Raw genomic sequence first — 21,463 nt, forward strand, 5'->3', positions numbered from 1 at the left:
CTGTTTTGGTGTTGCCGTCTGTTATTTCACACAGACCGAGCCGGCTTTTGATATTTGTTCTGAAGGATTTGTCTTGTCCCAATTGACTTTCGCCGATCTTGGCTTACATCCCGCCATCCTCAAAGCTTTGAACGACGCCGGCTATACGGCACCCACCCCAATTCAGGCCGAGGCCGTGCCTGAAATTATCGCGGGTCATGATTTGATGGCCTCAGCCCAGACGGGTACTGGCAAAACCGCAGGCTTCATGCTGCCTGCACTGCAAAAACTGACTGAAGAGCCCAAGGCAGCAGGCCGCGGTCCACGCATTCTGGTACTGACCCCAACACGCGAGTTGGCACAACAGGTTGCCAACGCAGCTGCCACTTACGGTAAACACTTGCGCCGCGCCAAAGTAGTGAGCATCGTCGGTGGCGTATCTTACCGAACACAAAACCAGCTGCTGGATCGCCCTTTTGAAATTCTGGTTGCCACGCCCGGTCGCCTGATCGACCACCTGCAAAGTGGCCGTATCGACTTCTCCCGCCTGGAAATGCTGATTCTGGACGAAGCTGACCGTATGTTGGACATGGGCTTCTCCGAAGATGTATTGAGCATTGCCGAGCGCACCCCGAAAACACGTCAAACTGCGCTGTTCTCCGCAACGCTGGAAGGCGTGGTTGGCAAACTGGCCGATCAGTTGCTGACCGATCCGAAGCGCATTCAAATCGCTTCGCAAACAGCACGTCACGAAAACATTGAGCAAAAGCTGCACTATGTTGATGATCTGGCACACAAGCAGCGTTTGCTGAGCCACTTCATCCGTGATGCAGACGTTAAACAAGCCATTGTCTTCACCGCTACCAAACGCGATGCAGACCAATTGGCTGACGAACTGGCGGCAGAAGGCTTCCAGACCGCAGCGCTGCATGGCGACATGCAACAACGTGATCGTCAGCGTACACTGCTGAAGGTTCGTCGTGGCGACGTACGTGTACTGGTTGCTACTGACGTTGCCGCTCGTGGTATTGACGTATCTGGCATCAGCCACGTGATCAACTTTGACCTGCCCAAATTTGCCGAAGACTACGTCCACCGTATTGGCCGTACTGGCCGTGCTGGTGCAAGTGGTATTGCGATTTCGTTTGCGGGCAAGAATGATGTATTGATTCTGCGCCGTATCGAGCGCTTTACGGGCCAAGCCATTGCTCCATTTGCAGTAGAAGGCATGGAAGCACGCTTCCAGCCTCGCCCACAAGGTGCTCGTGGTGGCGAACGCCGTGGTGGCGGAAATGGCCGCCCGGGTGGCCAGGGCCGTGGTTTTGGCGGCGGTAACCGTGGTGACGGTCAGCGTCGCAGCAATGGCGGTGAAAGTCGTCGTGAGGGCTTTAACGGAAACCGTGAGGGCTTCGCGCCACGCGAAGGCTTTGCTGCGCGTGATGGCGCTGGAAAATCATGGGGTGGCGAACAACAACGTCGTGCACCGCGCCAAAATGCCGGTGGCTGGCGTAATGACGCACAACCCAGCAGCCGGTTCGGTCAAAATACCACCGGCCAAAATCGTCCACGCACGCAGAGCCAACCAGCACCGTACTTCCCAAGCGATTATGCTAGTGGTGCGCGTTACGACCAGATGTTCGGCAATGAAAGCACCCCAGCTCAACGCAAGCGCCCGCAAGGCGACGCCCCGCAAGGTGGTCGCCGCCCATCAGGTGGCGGCCGCTCCAGAACAGATCGCTGATCAGCACCTGTATTGGTACAAGCTACATGAAAAAAGCCTGGGCACAATGTCCAGGCTTTTTTCTTGCTTTTCAGACATAAAGCTCCCCCACAAATCTTTTCCAATAAGATGTGGCAGTACACACGCCACTCAATTCAACGCGATTTTTGTGATCAGTTTTCTTCAGCTGATTGGCAATATAATTTCATCCGTTACAATTTCATAAGATACAAAAATTGAGCGCGATCATGGCCGAAGATCTCAAGCTGCTTGAGCAGCAGATCTTGCCGACCAAGATGCCGCGACACGCTCACCATGTATCCATTGAGGTGTTGAACAAGGGCATCCGCACTCAGCGAGTGGGTGTTTCGCTCACACAAATAATTCCAAATGCAATATTAATCAACGAAATATCAATAACAGCAATCTCCTGCTTATGGGTACATCAAGATGAAAATCCGGGTACATATCCCTCTCCCCCATTGTCGTTGACGCTACCGGCTGGCTACACCTGCGAACGAGGTCTACGGGCCGAAGCCTGGATAAAGCCTGGATATTGAATCATGCCCCTCCAATTGACGGACCGGTAGATACATCTCCAATTAAGTGACTGACTACAGACTGGTGGCGAAGCTTTCAGGATTCGCAACTGAACCAATTGATCCAGGATGGTTTGGCTGATAATCCGAATATAAAAGCAGCAGAAGCTACGGTTGCATACAGCCACCATGGCGACAGTCATCTATCTGGCGGAAAACCTTCTACTTTTACCAGGACTGTTTCCGATCCACCCATCATTACAGTAACCTGGTTGCTGAGTTATGAAATGTTTTATTACATCGTGGAATGCAGTTGGCATTGCTGGTCATGTTTCGTCTGTTATGCCTTACCTGCTTTTCCCAGCCACATTCCAAGCTGGGTCAAACCTTCAGCTGGGCCCCGCTACGGTGGCTTGGCAACATAAGTTATTCGTACTATCTGTTTCATGGGCTGATATTGAAAGCCGGATTCATGGTGCCATCCAACCGGTTCCGCCCAATCCCTGCGGAACCCTATTCTGTGCCTTGCTGTTATCCGTCATGTTCTTGCTTTCATGATTCGCATCTGCTTTACTGTTTTGGGTTGTAGAACGTCCGTTTTCCCTAGTATGGAGACAGCACGCTGCAACACGCCATCATAGAATCCCACACGCCACCGCCTAAAGAGTGTCATCCTATGCCGCACCGCAACATACGTGCGGTAGGATAGTGCCTTTGTACCTGATTTCGCAGAAAGCTGGATTGTGCACCCTTCTCATACTTGGCTCATCGTCATCCTAGGTTCGTTGATCGCCTTCGCCCCCATGTCCGTTGATATGTATCTGCCCAGCTTTCCAATGCTGGCACGTGATCTACAGACAACCACAGCCAATGTGCAACTGACCTTGGCAACCTTCTTCATCGGTCTCGCCGTCGGCCAAGCAATTTATGGGCCTCTGGCAGATCGTTTCGGTCGTAAGCCGCCGCTGTACGCAGGCCTTGCTCTGTATTGCATCGCGTCGATCGGCTGCGCACTGGCGCCCAACATTGAGGTCTTGATTGCCATGCGCTTGCTACAGGCCTTGGGTGGTTGTGCAGGTTTGGTTATTTCGCGAGCCATGGTACGAGATCTGTTTGACCATCAAACTGCGGCACGCGTGTTCTCAAAATTAATGTTGGTGATGGGTGTCGCCCCCATTCTCGCCCCCTTGATCGGCGCCCAGATACTGGGCTGGGTGGGATGGCGCGGTATCTTCTGGTGCCTGACCACGTTTGGTTTGGCCTGCCTGATCGCATCTCGATGGCTACCCGATAGCCGCATTGCGGACCCGAACGCCCGCTTGGCGTTAGGCCCTGTGATACGTGGATACACCACATTGCTGAACGACCGTAGCTTCATCGGACCAGCACTGGCGAGCAGCCTGGCGCAAAGCGGAATGTTTGCCTATATCACGGGTTCGCCTTTTGTATTCATCGAGCTTTACCACATTCCTGCGGAATCCTACGGCTGGGTATTTGGTACCAATGCACTAGGATTGATCATTGCCTCACAGCTCAACGCTCGCTTGCTTGGTCGTTTCAGTACTGAACAGTTATTGTCCTTTGCCTGCAACAGTACTGCCGTGCTTGGCGTGGCACTGGGCGCAGCAGCAGCACTACAGCTGGGCGGGCTGATCGGCATTTTGCTACCCTTGTTCGGTTATGTTGCCAGCCTGGGCTTCATTGGACCGAACGCCACCGCAATCGCACTCAAGCATCAAGCCCATCGTGCCGGTGCAGCATCCGCATTGCTGGGAACTGTTCAGTTTGGCATCGCAACGGTAGCGGGTGGCGCAGTCGGCTTGTTCCATGACGGCACAGCACGAACTATGGCTTTTACCATTGCCGTATGCGGGGTGTTATCTGCATTGTGTCATTGGGTCAGCCAACCACCGAAAGCGCAAGATCGCACGGAGAGGTAACAAGCCTGTTGACATGCACACCGTACCGGGAACCGGTTGATATGCAATTGCCGTTTGCGCTGGCATATCAATCCATTCCCGGATCAGCTTGTTTCCGGAGAAATAACCCTTTTAATCAGTCAAACATCGTAGTAGTCAACGGCCATAGCAAGACTGAGGTGGCCAGAGCACAAAGGTTGCCTTGCCTGGCAATCACGCATTACCAAATCAATATTTCCAGACACAGCACAACTATACTGATAACAGAACAGCCGTTGCCCGACAGGAAACATGCCACTCAGGCCAACTACCGGTCTACGCAAGCTGAAATCGATGCTCAGGGTTGACGGACCATGGCCAATGCCATCTACAACCCGACGTTTCAAGCCATGGATTTTGTGAGGATATGATGATTACCCTCCTTCGAATTGCCATTCTGCTATTGGCCATGGTAGTGCCCTCTGCCTGGGGCCAGTTTGTCGAACTCCATGTCGGATATGAAGACAAGGATAATTACGATCACACGGGTACAGGTGCGGTAGTGCCCGAACACCCTGGTGTCATGGTCGAACTGGTTCGCATGTTGCCCAGCAAGCTCACGAATCTCCGCGTCGTCTTTTCCAGAAAGCCCTGGGCACGATGCCTGGCAGAGCTGGAGGTGGGGGCCGTTGACGGTATTTTCTCCAGCAGTTTCAAGCTTGACCGTATGAAAATCGGTGTTTACCCAATGCGAGATGGCAAGGACGATCCTCGCTTCCGTATCGACACCAAGACCTACAGTCTGTACAAGCTTGTCAACTCGCCACTGCACTGGGATGGCAACAACTTTGCCAATCTATCCCAAGGGTTGATCGCCCTACGCGGTTATGCGATTGTCGACGATTTGAAAAAAATGGGTATTACTGTCAATGAGGTCAACAATGCAGAGGATGCCTTCAGAATGCTGCTGGCAGGTAGAGCAGATGGTTTTGCACACCTGACCGACTTTGGCGACTATTCACTGAGAATGAACGGCGAGTTCGATAACATTATGAAGATTACCCCGCCCATCATTACACGGGACTATTACCTGCAAATCAGTCACCAATTTCATGCCAAGCATCCACAACTCGTTCCCAAAATATGGCAAGCCTTGGCAGAAATCCGCCAGGCAGAGTCAGAGCGCCTAGTGTCGAAATACTTGAAGTTATATTCTCAATAGCCGAAGGCTAATTGAGGGGAAGGCAATATACCGTTGCCTTGATTGGTCTTCCCGCCTTGGCCTGCGCCCCGCCAGACTGCTGGCAACATCTCTCATTCATCCTGATACCGCTACATCAAGCCCATAACGCTTGGTACACACCGTGCTGACTGCAAATTCTCGTTTCAGGACACTTGGTTATTTTATTGATCGGTGATCGCATATATTGTTATTGAGAACGGTTCTTGTTATATTATAAGAATGAATCGCAATCCAAATCTCGTTCCTGGCAGCATGGCCATCGCCCTGCATGTGGCGGTGATCGGCGCACTTGTAATAGCCCGTCCGGCGGCAGATCGCCCGCCCCGGTTGGATTATGTGGAAATGATCAACACAGCGGTCCTGGCACCAGACCAACCGCCAGCGCCGCGACCACCGGCGCCCAAGGTTGAGCCAACGCCCGTCAAACCACAACCAGTAAAGCAGGTGGCTCAACATCGGCCGGTCGCGCCCACGGTGTCAGCCCAGCCCGATGCACCAACAATCCATAGCCCTGCAGAACCAGTTCGCGATACTTCGTCAGCACCGGTTCAAGTTGCCAGCAGTGCGCCACCAGCTCAAATCGAGCGCCCTGCCCCCCCGATTGAAACACAACCTGTATTCTCTGCTGCATATCTGTCCAACCCCAAGCCAGTCTACCCGCCGCTATCGATGGAGCTGCAGGAGCAAGGCACCGTGATGGTACGCGCACAGGTTAGTGAAAAAGGATTGCCAATCGTCGTTGAAGTCAGTAGTAGCTCCGGTTTCCCGAGATTGGATCGAGCCGCACTCGAAGCCGTCAAGCGCTGGCGATTTGTACCCGCCAAACGCGGTGATGATCCAATTGTCGGCAGTGTCATCATTCCGCTCAATTTCAATCTGTTACAAGCATAAAGGCTGTTTCACATGGATTTGTCCCTGGTTTTCAAACAGGGTGATGGTGTTCTCATCACAGTATTTTTGATGTTGCTGGTCATGTCGGTCATCAGTTGGTGCCTGATTCTGGCAAGGGGTGCATTGTTGTGGCGTATCCGTCGGGCCAATCGTGAAGTACAGCAGCGATTCTGGCAGGCAGATAGCTGGCAGGCTGCCAATCAGTTGATTGAACAGTCGTCTTCCCCATTGGCTGCATTGGCCCGGGCCGCACATGATGGGTTGGCTCATCACCGCAAACATGCCGGCCAGTCGCTTGGCAAAGCGGTCACGCTGGATGACTATCTGGTACGCACCTTGCGCAATCAACTGGCGCAACAAAATGGTCGGCTCGAACGTGGCTTGACCTGGTTGGCCACAGTGGGTTCCACCGCACCATTCATCGGCCTGTTCGGTACGGTTTGGGGAATCTATCACGCACTGGTAGGTATTGCTTCTGCGGGTCAAGCTTCGATTGGCACCGTGGCAGGCCCCATTGGCGAAGCACTGGTCGCGACAGCAGCCGGTCTGGCTGCAGCAATCCCCGCAGTGGTGGCTTACAACACGTTTGTTCGTTTGAACCGGGTATTGGCACAAGAGATGGATGGCTTTGCACATGATCTGCATGCTCACCTGCTGACGGAGACCCATGATGGCGTTCGGTAGTTTCGACCGGGGCGATGCGGCCCCAATGGCGGAGATCAATACCACCCCTTTGGTGGATGTGATGCTCGTGCTGCTGGTGGTCTTCATCATCACCGCCCCGATGCTGACCAACGCCATCAATGTCCAGCTTCCCAAGGCCAGCGCTGCCGATCACAAGGACACACCTGAGGCGATCCGGTTGGCAGTGGACGCCAATGGCAAATACTTCTGGAATGATCAACCGGTTGAAGCAGCTCAACTGGCCCCGCGCTTTGCCGCTGCAGTTGCCAGCAATCCGAAGATTGAGCTGCACATGCGGGCCGACGAAAACGCCCGTTACGATGCCGTTGCCAAAGCCATGGCAGCAGCCCAACAGCATGGTGTCGGCAAGATCGGTTTTGTTACCGAAGCACCGGTCAATTAAGTCTGATACGCCATTGAATACCTGCCGGTGACTCTGCCGGCAGATTGCTTTCCTGTCTTACTGTCGAAGTTGAACATATCACTGGTTGATCCGCCTGTTCATCCAATCAACCAGTCGAAATAAGCAGATTGACCACATAACATAATGAGATACGCATGAGAGAAATACACAAAAAGCATTCTGCTGTCCGCCATATGGCCAAGTTGCCATTAGGTGCCACCTTGGCCGGCCTGATCGTCACGGCACCTGCATTCGCAGAAACCTCTCAGCCTAAAGACACGGTATTGGCACCTGTCAATGTCGATGCCAAGCTGGCGGATCCGGCAGCACCTTCGGACAAATCCTACAACAAAGCCACCACAACCGTGGGCAAAATGCCAACGGCCAAACGCGACATACCGCAAAGTGAAACCACCATTACCCAGAGACTGATTGCCGATCAGGGTGATGCCACGCTGAAGGAAGCAATGCGTAACGTGCCTGGTTTGACTTTCAATGCAGGCGAAGGTGGCCGTACTGGCGACAACATCACACTACGCGGCTTTTCGGCAGCAACCGACATTTACCTGGATGGTGTTCGCGACATTGGCCAATACAATCGTGACCTGTTCGATGTAGATCGTGTCGAAGCACTATTCGGCCCCTCCTCGATGCTGTTCGGCAAAGGCTCGACAGGTGGCTTGGTCAATCAGGTAAGCAAGCACCCGTTTGCCGGTAATCGCACCGAGGTTTCCGGAACTGTCGGCACCAACCGCTACCAACGCGCAACCATTGATGCCAACAAAATGGTGGGTAATGCATCCGCCTTGCGTGTGAATGCCATGGTTCAAAAAGCCGATGGCGACCGTGACGGCACCGAGCAGAACCGTTGGGGTATTGCGCCTTCACTGCGTCTAGGTATTGGTGAGCCCACCGAGCTGATTCTTTCCTATTACCATCTGACCGAAGACAACGTGCCCGATTACGGCGTGCCTTATTACCAAGGGCAGCCGATCGATGTCCCGCTCAGCCGTTTCTATGGCCTGGCCAACTGGGACTACGAAAAGAACAAGGCTGACATTGGCACAGCCATCGTCCAGCACAAGCTCACATCAGCCGTTACCTTGCGCAATACCCTGCGCTATGGCAAATACCATCGCGATGTCTGGCCGACCGCACCTCGCCTCAATTTGGCCAGCACAGGCGGTGTACTGACTGACAACACTGTAATCAACCGCAATCGCCCTGGCCGTGAAGGTACCGAGAAAATTCTGTCGAACCAGTTTGACGTGACTGCAGAGTTTCGCACTGGCGACATCAAGCACCAGGTACTGGCCGGCCTGGATTACACCAGCGAAAAATCCACCACCTATCGCTGGAGCCAGAAAGGCGGTGCCGCACCAACCACGGTAGGTAACCCAGACCCTCTGCCAACCATCGATGCCCCGGAAAAGGTACCGGGTACCGATGTGAACTTCGATTCGAATGTCATCGGTATCTACGCTCAAGACATGATTGAGCTGACCTACCAATGGAAAGTACTGGCAGGCTTACGTTGGGATCGTTTCAAGGGTGATTACACCACCAAAACATTTGATGTCGGCTCCAGCAGCTGGAGCAGCGTCCAGACTGCCCGTACCGACCGCATCGCCAGCTACCGTACCGGTGTGATCTACCAACCGAATGCACAGCAAAGCTATTACGCCACTTTTGGCACTTCATTCAATCCATCCGGCGAAGCCTATGCACTGGACCCACGAGGCGCCAACACCCCGCCTGAAAAGAACCGCAACATTGAGATCGGCAGCAAGTTCGACCTGCTGGATGGTGACCTGAGTCTGCGTGCCGCATTGTTCCGTATCGTGAAGACCCACGAACGCAACACCGACCCGTTGAAAACCGATGTCTATCTGCTTTCCGGTAAACGCCATACCGATGGTATCGAGCTGGGTGTTGCCGGCCGATTGACCGAAAAGTGGGAAGCATTTGGTAACGTCACCCTGATGAAGTCGAAGATCGACAACCATATTGACCCGGCCATCCAAGGCCGTGAAGCAGCCAACACCCCGCGTTACACCGTTGGCGGCTGGACCACTTACGCCCTGGGCGCTGGCTGGAAAGTCGGTGGTGGCTTCGATGCCAAAGGCAAACGCTACACCGGTACCAACAACACGACATCGCTGCCAGCTTACATTCGCTGGGATGCCATGCTGGCTTACGACCAACGCGATTACACCGTGCAGGTCAACGCCACCAACCTGACTGACAAAAAGTACTATGAAGGCCTGTATGGCGGTCATACCACCACAGGCCCAGGCCGTGGTGTACAGTTGACCGGTACCTACCGCTTCAACTAATACAATCGACCCGACTGCAAGCGGGTTGAATGTGCCAACCAAAGCCAACGTACCTGCGTTGGCTTTGGTTTTACAATATATCAGCATTCTTGCGACACCTTTTCAGCCCCATCGCCCCTAATGACAGGACTCCCCCATGTTGTTGCATGTCCCCAACGTTCTGGATACCGACACCGTTACACACTGCCGCCAGCGACTCACTCAAGGTGATTGGCGTGATGGCCGCATCACGGCTGGTAGCCAATCAGCCCAGGTAAAACGCAATCAGCAGTTGCCCGATAACGACGCAGCAGCACTTGAGGTAGGCAAGATCATACTGACCGCACTGGAAAACAATGCCTTGTTCTTTTCGGCAGCACTACCCAAACGTATCTTCCCACCACTATTCAATCGTTATCAGGGTGGTATGGATTTCGGAAACCATGTCGACAATGCCGTCCGTACCATTGCCAGCACCGGTGAACGCATCCGGACCGATCTGTCCTGCACGCTGTTTCTGGCGGAACCGAACGAGTACGAAGGTGGCGAACTGGTTATTGAAGACACCTATGGCTTGCACTCAGTCAAGCTACCCGCGGGCGACCTGATCCTTTATCCATCGACCAGCCTGCACCGGGTCGAACCTGTCACACAAGGTGCCCGACTGGCTTCGTTCTTCTGGCTACAAAGCATGGTACGCAGCGATCAGCAACGCAGCATGCTGTTTGACCTGGATATGGCCATCATCAACCTGCGTAACCAGCTAGGAGATGCAGATGCGCTGATCAGCCTGACCTCGCACTATCACAACCTGCTGCGAATGTGGGCGGATATCTGAACGGTTATGGCGAATCAAATCCGTGGCACAAACCAGGTGCAATCAATTGATCTGGAATTCATTTCATGAAGAAGCGAAGCAGCTCGCCCCCTGCAGTGAACGATCGGCAAAACCAATGGATGGCTAAAGTCTGTCAGGAATCGACTTAAGCTGGCGGTGGGGTCAACCCGATTGGATGGTTGGCCTTGGTCAAACACGGACAAACGGTGACGAGAAATTGGCTGGCTTTTCGACCTCCACAAATGGTCGTTCGAAATGCTGGCAATCAACACTACGTATTGGCAGTGACCAGTGTCAAAAATCAGCGGCCAAGTTTTGTAGTACTTACGAAAGCCAAACACGCGACATGGTGATCGGCGTGGGTTATATAAGTGTTACAAGAAGTCATAATTGAAGTGTGATGTGCCGCTCATTCATACCCTTGGAGCGTGTTCATCGACGTCCAATTCTTCGCTGTAGTTCAACCTTCGCAAAGCAATCGACGCCTCGGCAGTCCTGTTCTCAGCAATGATCTGTTGTTCCAAAGAGCGAATTTGCGAGCTAGCAAATGCCTTAACCTTTTCGCGCTCGTCCTCAAGCCAAGGCTCAAGCAAGGCCTTGCGTCGGGCATACAATTCCGCAAATCCAAACTCACTGGTAACGCTGTCTGACTCCAGCAATACATATTACGTCTTCTCGACTAATGGATTGTCGACGTCTCCCTACCGATCCAAGAAAAGCAGTCCTAACCAGTAACAGCCTGAGTGTCCTCTTGGGGTAGAAAGCTACGATTCCAACAGGCTTCTCAATTCAGCCCTGACAGTCATGATTCGCGCTAACCACAGATCCGCGTAATCGACCCCATTGCACACACACTTTGACATGCCGCAATAGTTGTTAACACTTGTTAGGATGGGCAAACACTTGGTTTACGGTGTTTTCCTATACTTGGCGAGATCGGATGGTTGCCAGGCTATACCAAACCATCTCAACCAAGGAATCAGCATGTGCCATCTGTTTTGTCCGTACCACGCATTCATGTTTGTAGAATGGACGAGTGTGCGATGCATGTGAAGTCTTACTGGCTGTTCAGCCTATCCGTCACCTTGTTGTCGCTGGTAGCCCACGCCAGCGCTATCACCCCGTGTGGAGACCCTGCCCCGCCAAACCCACTCAGTCTTGGTACAGCCATTGACTTTGCGCTGTGCAACGCGCCGGCCACCCGCATCAGTTGGGCTCAGGCCAGAGCACAACAGGCCATGCTAGATAAAGCACAAGCAGCATTACGACCTGATTTGTCTGCCAGCTTGAACATCACGGGTGATCGAACTGATGGCAAAAACAGCCAGCAGCAACGTGCAACCGTACAATTGGCCTATACCTTGTTTGATTTTGGTCAGCGCGATGCCCGCATCAGCCAAGCCAGCGAATTACTGTCTGCAGCCCAAGCGGCATCAGACAGTACCATTGCCAATCAGTGGCTGAACACGGCTACGGCCTATTTTCAGGTTGGCAAAGTGATTGCACAGATTGATGCTGCCCGCACAACCGAAGCCTCGGCCCAAGCCAACCTGGCTGCTGCAAACCGGCAGCTTGCAGTGGGCACGGCCAGCCCACTGGATGTATTACAGACCAAGGCAGCATTATCACAAGCCGCCCTGGACCGCACCAAAGCGGAAAGTCAGCTGGCGATTGCCAAAGGCAACCTGGCCGTCACCATGGGCATCAGCCCAACGCAGCTGCCAACATTACTGCCTGTATCCGACACTGCTCCCGCCATAATCACCGCTCAACTGGACCAGCTGTTGCAACAGGCCATTCAACAACGGCCGGAAGTCCGCCAAGCGCTCAACAATCTTCACGCCGCCGATGCAGCAATCAAGGCAGCACGTGCCAGCCGCAAACCCAGCTTGTCATTTGGTGCCACAGTCAGCACCAACCGGATGGCCTCGCCTGCCACGCACAGTGACGGTGGTTCATTTGGCCTGACGCTGAGTATCCCATTCGATCTGAGCAGCGCCACGGCCGCCAGCATCCGAGAAGCAGAAGCCCAGCAGACCGCACGCCAAGCGGAATTGGATCGCACCAGACTGAACGCGGAAAGTGATGCCTGGCAGGCATACCACAACCTGCGATCTGCGCTGGATACAGCCCAGGCAGCTGAAGATGTGGTGACACATGCCCGGAAAGCCTACGACGCAGCGCTGGCCCGCTACCAAGCGGGTGTCAGCTCGTTACTGGATGTACTGACCGCACAATCGGCCCGCGCCAATGCCGAACAGCAACACATCACCGCCCGTTTCGACTGGTATACCGCCCGTAGTGCTCTGGCTTATGCGCTAGGCGGCAAGTTGCCGACAGACCCGATCAACTGGACCGTTTCTGGTACGCCTACCCCACCATGAAAACTCGCTCCCTACTCATCACCAGCCTGCTTGGCACTGCGCTGCTGATTGCCATTGGTTTCGTCTTATACCCACGTACCGATCAATCAGTCGAAGCCCGTTACCGTACTCAACCTATCAGCCGTGGCGAATTGATTCAGCTGGCCAGTGCCACTGGCACCTTGAACCCAGTACGAGTGGTGAATGTCGGTACCCAGGTATCTGGCACTGTGCGCAAACTGTATGTGGATTACAACACGCCAGTGAAAGCCGGCCAGATACTGCTGGAACTGGACACCGAGCCATTACTAGCTAAGTTACGACAGAGTCAGGCAGCACTGGCCAGTAATCAGGCCAAGCTGACTTTGGCCAAGGTGAAAAACGACCGCCTGCACAACCTGTTCAAGCAGGAATACATCTCGCGGCAGGAGTTGGATCAGGCCGAAGCGGACCTGGCCACAACACAAGCGGCGCTTGCACAATCGGCCGGTCAAGTCGATACCGATCAATACAACCTGAAGAACGCAGTGATTCGCTCCCCGATAGATGGCGTCGTGATCGATAAAGTGGTCGACGAAGGCCAGACTGTCGCTGCAAGCTTTCAAACACCAACCCTGATCAAGATTGCACAGGATCTGACCCGCATGCAGATCAACGCGCGCTTTGCCGAGGCAGACCTTGGCCGTATTCGTGAAGGGCTGCAGGCTGCTTTCCGGGTCGATGCCTTCCCCAATCAAAGCTACCGTGGCGTGGTCAGGCAAGTCCGCTTGAACCCGACTACCGAGCAGAACGTGGTGACATACGACGTGGTTGTGAATGTGGATAATGCAGACCAGATGCTGTTACCGGGCATGACCGCCTATGTCGATATTGAACTGGGCCGACGAGATCAGGCATTGCGAGTACCCAATGCAGCCTTACGCTTTCGACCCGACGTCGCCGATATGCCACGCCAAGCCAACAATGGCAATGACGGTGCCAATCGGCACGGTAGCCGGGGCAAAGGCAAGCGCCAACCGCAAGTATATGTACTGCGACACGGGGAACTGCAAGCGGTGCCAATCAAGCCAGGTCTGACAGATGGCCGCCAGACCGAAGTCCTGGAGAGCGCGTTGCAAGAAGGTGAGCAAGTGGTACTTGGAACAAATCGGGGAAGCGATCAGCACAGTCGCCCGAACCCCGCCACTCCGATGATGCGGCGGTTCTGATGGCCACCACGGTAATCGACGTCGAACACATCGACAAAACCTACCAGACCGAAGCCGGGCCGATACCGGTACTGCACGGTGTGAACTTTCAGATGCATGCTGGGGAATTCGTCGCCATCATGGGGCCATCCGGCTCTGGCAAGTCGACTTTCATGAACATTCTGGGCTGCCTGGATCAAGCCAGTGGCGGCAATTACCGGTTAACCGGGCGCAACGTCGCCGAGCAGGATGGCGATGCCTTGGCCGCCTTGCGCAACAGTACGTTGGGGTTCGTGTTTCAGGGGTTCAATCTGCTACCACGCGCTACACTGATCGACAACGTTGCCCTGCCCTTGGTGTACGCGGGCATCAGTGGCCCAGTCCGTCGTCAGCGAGCCTTATCCATGCTCGACAAAGTCGGCCTGGCACGCCATGCCAACAGTCGCCCATCACAAATCTCCGGCGGACAACAACAGCGGGTGGCTATCGCCCGTGCATTGATCAATCAACCACGGTTGATCCTGGCAGATGAGCCCACCGGCAATCTGGACACACAGACCAGCAACGAAGTCATGTCATTGTTTTGCGGCCTGAACGATGAAGGAATCAGCATCGTGCTGGTTACCCACGAACCCGACATCGCCCATTTTGCCAAGCGTAGCGTGATCTTTCGCGATGGTTACATTGTTGAAGATGACCCCATCACGCAACGGAGCTGGCCATGCTGATGCCCATGTTGGGAGAAGCCTGGCACGCAATCGGCGCCAATCGTATGCGTACCTTTCTGACCATGCTTGGCATGATGATCGGTGTAGGCGCAGTGGTATTGATGCAGGCGGTAGGTGCTGGCGCCCAAGCGGCAGTACGCAAACAGATCGATTCCATGGGCAGCCACTTGTTCATTGTCTTGGCAGGCAGCCCCAGCAGCGGTGGCGTGCGAATGGGAGGTGGCGCTTCCTCTACCTTGACGGTGGGTGATGCCAAAGCCATCCGCAATTTGCCGGGTGTCAGCACGGCGGCACCCGTCATACCCAGCTCACAGCAGTTGGTTTACGAAGCCAGCAATTGGAACAGCCAGGTGTTTGGCAGCACACCTGATTACCTGAAAGCACGCGACTGGGCGATTGCCAATGGCGATGGCTTTGACGAAAGCGATGTGCAAAGCGGTCGTCGTGTGGCCCTGATTGGTGCCACCGTGGCCGATAACCTGTTTGGTAGCGACGACCCAGTCGGTAAAACACTGCGTATCCGGCAGGCCCCCTTCACAGTCATCGGGGTGTTGGGCCGCAAAGGACAAAGCCTGGATGGCCGCGATCAGGACGATACTGTGATCATCCCATATACCGCCATGCAACGTGCGTTATCAAATTCACGCTTTCGGGATTCAGTAAGGATGATTCTGGTACAAGCCAGCTCAGATCAGGCTATGGCCGGAGTGGAAACGGCCCTGCCCGAATTGTTACGCGACCGCCACCGTATTGGCCCAGAAGCAGACGACGACTTTTTCGTCAACAACCTGACGGCCGTTGCCAATTCCGCAGCGGAAACTGCGCGTACCATGTCATTGCTGTTGGGCGCTATTGCGTCGGTATCGTTGATTGTGGGGGGTATCGGTATCATGAACATCATGCTGGTGTCGGTCACCGAACGAACCCGTGAAATTGGTATTCGCATGGCCATTGGCGCACGACAACGCGATATTCTGATGCAGTTCATGTCAGAGGCACTGATGTTGTCGCTGACAGGTGGGTTGATTGGCGTGGGGCTTGGGCTAAGTGGCGCGTGGATGATCGAACTGATATGGCACGCACAAATTGCGCTAAGTTGGGATGCCGTCGTGATCGCATTTGCCATCTCTGCCAGCACGGGCATCTTCTTCGGTTTTTACCCGGCATTCAAGGCATCACGACTTGATCCTATCGAAGCACTGCGATATCAGTAAATGGCCCTTTCCCAAAATCGCCTCTGAATCAAAGTACCAAAAAACCTCAATAGCCTACCTCGTCAAAATGGCTCTTATTTGACCCGATATCCGGCCAGAACATGCAAACATGGGAAATAGCCATCCAAACCAGTTTGTACGTCAGACTGGAACGAGGCGGCAAATCATACCCACCTTGCAGTGCCCCCGGGATTCAATCTATCCCAGCCCCTTGGTCGCTTAGCCAATTCGACTTCAGGTGATCACCTGAGGCGCGCTCCCTATTATTTCAGCGAAGATGCAGGCCATGTGAACGACGTTGATACGATCAATGTCGGTCCGAATTTCAGCAACAACAGGCCGTACCAATCTGTACGGTGATTTGAGCCGCAACCATGACAAACGCAGTATCCATCAATATTTCCTTTTCCAATCCGACGATTCGGGCTTCTGGGTCCAAACCGTTTTTTCAATTGTGCCCGGACCGGGCTTATCGGATGTACATGCGGCTTGGGCATTCCATGCAACGCATCGGTTTGCATGCCTATGCAGCAGGCTCTTATGCCATTGCTTTCTGTATTGATGAATGCGATGCGCAACCGCTTTATCGCATTACCGAATGCCTGAACGAGCTGGAGAAACTGGCTCATCCGCGCGATGCCTTGCACGCTGTATTCGAGAATTGTCGGCGTTGTGAAATGCTTCACCCGATTTTCGATCGGGCGGAAACACTGCTGGCCCATATGTTGAACCCCATCGTGGTCGACGCTTAGGAACAGAAGATGGACTTGCTGATCTGGAAACTGCTGTCTGTTGTCGGTACCAGCGCATTCGAGTTGTGGGCAGGCTTTCCTCTGGGTCTGTCGATGGATTTACCCCCTTGGCTGATTGGCGCGGCCGCGGCATTGGGGGCATGGCTGGCGGTATTGGCAGTATTGATTGTCAGACAGGTCATACCGCAACGACAGACTAATACACATTCCGACAAACTGGTATACCGACTGGCACGTCGCTATGGCGCCTGCGGATTAGGCTTGCTAGGTGTGATCGCCTTTGGTGCACCACTGGCCATGCTGACTGGATTGGCATTGGGCTTACCAGCCCGCTCGCTGTTTACCTGGCATACCGTCGGAATCGGACTCTGGAGCTTGGTCGGTGTCAGCTTGTTGTCATTGGGCCAGTCGCTTTGACGTCATACCTCGTCGTCACCCATCCAATCAATCTCATGTGGCGCCATGCGCTGACATATGCCCACCACCTTTCCATGACACCTGAACTCAAGGAATCGATATGAGAGCTAGCTGGCTCTTTGCGTCCACCTTTACCTTGGCCGCTTGTAGTGAACCACCACCCGTGCCCAAACCAGTCCCGAAGGTGCTGGTGGAAACCATCAGACAGCAAGCCACCGTCGCTGAATACCAATACAGCGGCGAAATCCGAGGCCGCCATGAAACGCCGTTGGCGTTTCAGGTGGGTGGACAAGTGCTCAGTCGGCACGTGGATGTAGGCAGTCACGTCCAGACCAACCAGTTGTTAATGCGAATCAACCCACGTGATCTGGATTTTGCAACACAGCAACAACAAGCAGCAGTGAAAGCGGCGGAGGCCGATGTCAGATTGGCCGAAAAAGCCATGGCACAGTCACGAGACCTGTTCCAGCAACAGTTCATCAGCCAGGCAGAACTGGATCGCAGCCAAAACACATTTGACCTAGCACGCGCCCGCGCTTCACAGACCCAGGCTGCCGCAGCGGTCAGCCAGAATCAACGTAACTACGCCAGCCTGACAGCGCAGCATGCCGGTGTGATTGCGGAATTGACGATCGAGCCTGGCCAGATCGTACAAGCCGGCCAGCCTGTTGCAGTACTGGTGCGTGATGGCGAACGCGAGGTCGAAATCAGTGTTCCTGAGCAACGCCTGAACGAGTTCCGCAGTATCCAGCGACATGATGTGGAAATCTGGGCCTTACCGGGCCTGCAACTGCAAGCCACATTGCGTGAATTGGCCCCCAATGCCGATAAAACCAGTCGTACCTACAAAGCACGCCTGACGTTGGTGGATGCACCTGACACCATCCAATTAGGAATGACAGCCAAAGTCCGGTCACAGCAAGCCGTCACACCCCATATCAACATTCCAACCAGTGCCCTGTATCAAGGTGGAAGTGTCATGGGCGTCTGGTGCGTGGATGCGGGCAAAGTGCATTTCAAACCTGTGGTACTGGGGGCGGTGAACAATCAACGTGTTACGGTATTGGTGGGCCTGCGGCCTGGGGAGCGCATCGTCACCACTGGCGTACAAAAGCTGGCGGAAGGCATGGATGTCCGCATTGAGGAAGCCCGGTCATGAAAACAGGATTCAACCTGACCGAATGGACGCTGAAACATCAGCAACTGGCCTGGTTCTTCATGATACTGACACTTCTGGCAGGCTTATTCGCCTACCAGCGACTGGGGCGCGCAGAAGATCCCGATTACACCATTCGCGATATGGTTGTCACGTTGTATTGGCCCGGTGCGACTGCACAGGAGATGGAACAGCAAATTGCCGATCGCGTCGAAAAGAAGCTACAGGAGACCCCAAGCCTGGACATGATTCGCAGCTATTCGATGCCTGGGCAATCGGTCATTTTTGTTACCCTGCGCGATTCCGTCAATGGCAGTGCCGTACGCGATACCTGGGTCAAGGTACGCAATTCAGTGGGTGATATTCGTCATACCCTGCCGGATGGTGTGGTTGGCCCATTCTTCAATGACCGTTTCGACGATACCTTTGGCTCGGTCTATGCTTTCACTGCCAATGACTTATCCTATGCCCAATTGCAGCAGTATGTGAATGCTGCTCGACAAACGTTGCTTGGACTGCGTTATGTCGCCAAAGTGGAAATCGTGGGTCAGCAAAACGAACGCATCTATGTGGAAGGCAGTAGCACTAAACTGGCACAGCTGGGCTTGGATCCACAACTGATCTTGCAAGCGCTGAAATCGCAAAATGCGGTAAAGGATGCTGGCATGATGGAAACAGGTACCGACAATATCCAGATCCGGCTATCAGGCACTTTCGACAAACTTGAGCAGATCCGCAATCTGGGGATACAGGCCGGTAACCGCACCTTTCGCCTAGGTGACATTGCCACGGTACAACGTGGCTACGCCGAACCCTTCGATACCCGTATGTTTTACAACGGCAGGCCAGCAATCGGCTTGGCGGTATCCATGGAAAAAGGTGGTGATGTCTTGAAACTAGGCGACAACCTGAATCAGGCCATCACACAAATCCGACAGGAACTGCCGATGGGTGTCGCCTTGAATCAAGTTTCCGATCAGCCCAAAGTGGTCAAGGCGGCGATTGGCGAATTCATGAAAACGCTGATTGAAGCGGTGGTGATCGTACTGGCAGTCAGTTTTGTCAGCCTGGGGCGACGGGCCGGCGTTGTGGTGGCACTATCGATTCCGCTGGTGTTATGTGCTGTTTTCCTGGCAATGCAGGCACTACATATTGATCTGCACAAGATCTCACTGGGTGCGTTGATCATTGCCCTAGGATTGTTGGTGGACGATGCCATTATTGCAGTCGAGATGATGGAGCTGAAACTTAGCCAAGGCTGGGACAAACTGAAAGCAGCCAGTTATGCCTATTCCGCCACGGCCTTTCCCATGTTGACCGGCACCTTGATCACTGCTGCCGGGTTTCTACCAGTTGGCTTGTCTGTGGGTGGGGCCTCCGAGTACACCGGCGCCATTTTCTGGGTAGTCACGATAGCATTGCTTGTTTCGTGGGTCATTGCGGTCACAGCAACCCCGCTATTGGGTTTTCATTTGCTGCAGAATCATTCTGGCCATGTCGCTGACAACGCCATCAAACCATCACGTTTCAACCGGCTGTTTACCCAATTGCTATCTTGGTGTTTGCGCCATAAATGGATGACGTTGACGATCACACTAGTAGCCTTCCTGGGCGCATTGGCGTTAGACCCATGGGTAAAGAAGGAGTTTTTCCCTGCCTCCACCCGGCCTGAGCTGATCGTGGACTTGACCTTACCAGAAGGCGCATCGTTGCTGCAAACCCAGGCGGTTGTCGACCGTTTCTCCCATACCTTGCAGGGTGATCCACGCATCGTCAATTTCGTCAGTTACGTTGGCGCCAGCTCTCCGCGTTTTGTACTGGTGATGGATCAGAATCTGGGCGCCAGCAATTTTGCTCAATTTATTATCCTGGCCAAAGATGCCGTCGCTCGCGATGCATTACGGCAATCGGTTGAGCAGATCTTTGCACGACAGTTCGAAAATGTCCGCGCTCGCGCACGTATTCTACCCAATGGGCCACCCTCACCCTATCCAGTCATGCTGCGGGTTCACGGGCCACAGCATGAACAAGTGGTGAAGATCGCAGAGCAAGTCGCACAGGTGATGCGTCGCCACCCGGATGCTGGTGAGGTTCATTTGGACTGGCATCAGAAAAGCAAGGCACTCCGGCTTGAGGTGGATCAGGATAAAGCACGGGCCCTGGGTATAGATCCAGAAGAACTGGCGACAGGCATCCGGGCACTAATCACCGGTCTGCCTATTTCCCAGTTTCGGGAAGCGGATAAACTGATTGATGTCATCGTTCGGCTTGATCATGCGGACCGAACCAACTTGGCACACATCGAAGCACTACCCATTCATCTGGGTAATGGCCGCTTTGTCCCATTGGCCCAAGTGGCCAAGGTCAGCCTGGACATGGAACATGGCCTGATCTGGCGCCGCAATCGACAGCCCAATATTACGGTACAGGCCAGTGTGTTGGGGAATGCCAAGGGTAACGATGTGACACTGGCAATCTATGACAATCTGGCCGGGCTACGTGCCAAATTACCCGCAAGCTACCATATTGAAATAGCGGGTGATGCGGAAGAAAGTGCCAAATCTGCGGAACAATTGGTGGCGCAGCTACCGGCCATGTTGGTCGCGATCATGATCCTGCTAATGCTGCAACTGCAAAGTATCGGCAGAACAATGCTGGTATTGCTGACCGCGCCGTTGGGCATGATTGGGGTCAATACCTTCCTGATCCTGTTCAATCAACCAATGGGGTTTGTTGCACAGTTAGGGGTCATCGCACTGGCCGGTATGATCATGCGAAATTCGGTGATCCTGATCGATCAAATAGAAAAACAGATTGCAAGCGGCCAAAACGCGTGGCAAGCCATCATCGATTCTGCCTTGTTGCGCTTTCGTCCGATCATGCTGACTGCTGCTGCGGCAATGCTGGGGATGATCCCCTTGACCCGATCTGCTTTCTGGGGGCCCATGGCGGTAGCCATCATGGGTGGTTTACTGGTCGCCACGGCCTTGACACTGCTGTCACTGCCTGCGATGTACGCGGCTTGGTATCGAGTTGTTGAGCCCGATGACCGGCAACCTTGATTCTGTTCGTCATCCAAGCGCACACCATCCTACGGACAGTGGGATGGTGTTTTACGTTCACTGCTTCCGCAAAA

17 protein-coding genes are annotated in these 21,463 nt (G+C 54.0%); all 17 read left to right on the forward strand.

The window, feature by feature from the left end; translation table 11 throughout:
- Window positions 1-82 precede the first annotated feature (82 nt).
- The 17 genes from FFS57_RS08160 to FFS57_RS08240 all read left to right on the forward strand — a co-directional run bounded on the left by FFS57_RS08160 (window position 83) and on the right by FFS57_RS08240 (window position 21,389).
- Entirely contained in the window at window positions 83-1,720 is a 1,638-nt protein-coding gene (locus FFS57_RS08160; RefSeq protein ID WP_137937383.1) for a DEAD/DEAH box helicase, read from the forward strand.
- A 227-nt stretch (window positions 1,721-1,947) separates the two neighbouring features.
- Window positions 1,948-2,259, forward strand: a complete 312-nt coding sequence (locus tag FFS57_RS08165; protein ID WP_137937291.1) for a hypothetical protein — start codon at window positions 1,948-1,950, stop codon at window positions 2,257-2,259.
- Between the two features lie 722 nt (window positions 2,260-2,981).
- The gene (locus tag FFS57_RS08170) at window positions 2,982-4,178 is read left to right on the forward strand and encodes a Bcr/CflA family multidrug efflux MFS transporter (protein ID WP_137937292.1); all 1,197 of its coding nucleotides are present in this window, start codon (window positions 2,982-2,984) and stop codon (window positions 4,176-4,178) included.
- 385 nt (window positions 4,179-4,563) lie between these two features.
- Window positions 4,564-5,358 (forward strand): substrate-binding periplasmic protein, encoded by a 795-nt coding sequence (locus tag FFS57_RS08175; protein WP_137937293.1) that lies wholly within the window; start codon window positions 4,564-4,566, stop codon window positions 5,356-5,358.
- A gap of 240 nt (window positions 5,359-5,598) precedes the next feature.
- Window positions 5,599-6,270, forward strand: coding sequence for an energy transducer TonB (locus FFS57_RS08180; protein ID WP_249383942.1), 672 nt, complete (start codon window positions 5,599-5,601; stop codon window positions 6,268-6,270).
- A gap of 12 nt (window positions 6,271-6,282) precedes the next feature.
- A complete protein-coding gene (locus FFS57_RS08185) occupies window positions 6,283-6,954 on the forward strand; it encodes a MotA/TolQ/ExbB proton channel family protein (protein WP_137937294.1) in 672 nt (223 codons plus the stop codon).
- Window positions 6,938-7,357 (forward strand): ExbD/TolR family protein, encoded by a 420-nt coding sequence (locus tag FFS57_RS08190; protein WP_349306723.1) that lies wholly within the window; start codon window positions 6,938-6,940, stop codon window positions 7,355-7,357. Before FFS57_RS08185 ends, FFS57_RS08190 begins: the two co-directional genes overlap by 17 nt.
- 155 nt (window positions 7,358-7,512) lie before the next feature.
- Window positions 7,513-9,693 carry a TonB-dependent receptor gene (locus FFS57_RS08195; protein WP_137937295.1) on the forward strand — a complete coding sequence of 727 codons (2,181 nt, stop codon included), beginning with the start codon at window positions 7,513-7,515 and terminating at the stop codon, window positions 9,691-9,693.
- 136 nt (window positions 9,694-9,829) lie between these two features.
- On the forward strand, window positions 9,830-10,510 hold the full coding sequence (locus FFS57_RS08200) for a Fe2+-dependent dioxygenase (RefSeq protein ID WP_137937296.1): 681 nt from the start codon (window positions 9,830-9,832) through the stop codon (window positions 10,508-10,510).
- Window positions 10,511-11,553: 1,043 nt separating this feature from the next.
- Window positions 11,554-12,894: a TolC family protein gene (locus FFS57_RS08205; protein ID WP_171013750.1), complete on the forward strand. Its 1,341-nt coding sequence runs from the start codon at window positions 11,554-11,556 to the stop codon at window positions 12,892-12,894.
- Window positions 12,891-14,081 carry an efflux RND transporter periplasmic adaptor subunit gene (locus tag FFS57_RS08210; RefSeq protein ID WP_137937298.1) on the forward strand — a complete coding sequence of 397 codons (1,191 nt, stop codon included), beginning with the start codon at window positions 12,891-12,893 and terminating at the stop codon, window positions 14,079-14,081. Before FFS57_RS08205 ends, FFS57_RS08210 begins: the two co-directional genes overlap by 4 nt.
- Window positions 14,081-14,788 (forward strand): ABC transporter ATP-binding protein, encoded by a 708-nt coding sequence (locus FFS57_RS08215; RefSeq protein ID WP_137937299.1) that lies wholly within the window; start codon window positions 14,081-14,083, stop codon window positions 14,786-14,788. Before FFS57_RS08210 ends, FFS57_RS08215 begins: the two co-directional genes overlap by 1 nt.
- Window positions 14,782-16,002, forward strand: a complete 1,221-nt coding sequence (locus FFS57_RS08220; protein WP_137937300.1) for an ABC transporter permease — start codon at window positions 14,782-14,784, stop codon at window positions 16,000-16,002. Before FFS57_RS08215 ends, FFS57_RS08220 begins: the two co-directional genes overlap by 7 nt.
- Before the next feature lie 374 nt (window positions 16,003-16,376).
- Window positions 16,377-16,754: a hypothetical protein gene (locus tag FFS57_RS08225; protein WP_137937301.1), complete on the forward strand. Its 378-nt coding sequence runs from the start codon at window positions 16,377-16,379 to the stop codon at window positions 16,752-16,754.
- A 9-nt stretch (window positions 16,755-16,763) separates the two neighbouring features.
- A complete protein-coding gene (locus FFS57_RS08230; RefSeq protein WP_137937302.1) occupies window positions 16,764-17,171 on the forward strand; it encodes a hypothetical protein in 408 nt (135 codons plus the stop codon).
- Window positions 17,172-17,271: 100 nt separating this feature from the next.
- Entirely contained in the window at window positions 17,272-18,330 is a 1,059-nt protein-coding gene (locus tag FFS57_RS08235; RefSeq protein WP_137937303.1) for an efflux RND transporter periplasmic adaptor subunit, read from the forward strand.
- On the forward strand, window positions 18,327-21,389 hold the full coding sequence (locus tag FFS57_RS08240) for an efflux RND transporter permease subunit (RefSeq protein ID WP_137937304.1): 3,063 nt from the start codon (window positions 18,327-18,329) through the stop codon (window positions 21,387-21,389). Before FFS57_RS08235 ends, FFS57_RS08240 begins: the two co-directional genes overlap by 4 nt.
- Window positions 21,390-21,463 lie beyond the last annotated feature (74 nt).

The sequence above is a fragment of the Chitinivorax sp. B genome (assembly GCF_005503445.1).
GTDB lineage: Bacteria > Pseudomonadota > Gammaproteobacteria > Burkholderiales > SCOH01 > Chitinivorax.